This is a genomic window from Chromohalobacter sp. HP20-39 (assembly GCF_033052815.1).
Taxonomy (GTDB): Bacteria; Pseudomonadota; Gammaproteobacteria; order Pseudomonadales; family Halomonadaceae; genus Chromohalobacter.
Genome location: NZ_JAWHTP010000054.1, coordinates 1 through 715, shown reverse-complemented (window position 1 = coordinate 715; position 715 = coordinate 1). Strand labels below are relative to the sequence as shown.

The 715-nt window shown below is 61.7% G+C and carries 1 protein-coding gene; it reads left to right on the top strand.

Going from position 1 to position 715, the window contains the following annotated elements; genetic code table 11:
- The first annotated feature begins 69 nt into the window (after nucleotides 1-69).
- Nucleotides 70-615, top strand: coding sequence for a hypothetical protein (locus tag RVY79_RS16830; RefSeq protein ID WP_317465618.1), 546 nt, complete (start codon nucleotides 70-72; stop codon nucleotides 613-615).
- The last annotated feature ends 100 nt before the right edge of the window (nucleotides 616-715 follow it).

Below are 715 nucleotides of genomic sequence, written 5' to 3'. Positions count from 1 at the left end.
GCCTAGGCTGAAGAAGGATCTCGACGAACTGAGGCATTCGTTCTGCGGCACGCTGTTGTAGGAGGCCGCATGACGTTCCTCGAATCGCTCGTGAAGGTGCTCCTTCCCAAAGCCGACAACCCTCAGCGTCACGCAGACGCCGAACCCATCAAGGTTGGTGCTGGCGGCAACAACGAAACACAGATGACCATCAGCGGTGAGCCGCACCTGTTTCGCGATGAAGGTGATCGAGTCGCGCATTTCGTTGCGCTCTTCGAGAGCCGTCTCACCGAGACCCCGTTCGGTCCCAAGCTGCTGCCTGCCTTAATCCCCCATTGGTCTCTCAAAGCAGTCCACGAGGGCTTGAAGGTGACGGAGGTGGTGGCACAGGTCATTCAGGGCGGCGTCCAGCCTTCCTCAGTCAAGCAGGAGCCGACTCGCAGTGCGGCTGCCCCTAGACGGGCAGTGCCCGAAACGACGGAGGAAGCACCGGTTGAGGCCGATGCGCAGGCCCGCCGCGCACGTGCCCCTGAAGCGCGCTCGCGTGCCACCTATCACGGTCGCATCAAGTCGTGGGCGAAGAGCGGTTCCCTGATCGCAAACGTCCCGGTAAGTCCTACAAGAATTTTGCGTTGAAGCTCGAAATGGCCTCAGGCATGGAGACGCTGCAGGGCGAAGGCCTGAAGGACGCAATCTCGGAGGCGGGCTGCACGCTCGGCGACGCAGTGGAGGTCAA

Excerpts from the sequence above, each read along its gene's own strand:
- RVY79_RS16830 (WP_317465618.1), top strand. The coding sequence starts at position 70 with ATGACGTTCCTCGAATCGCTCGTGAAGGTGCTCCTTCCCAAAGCCGAC.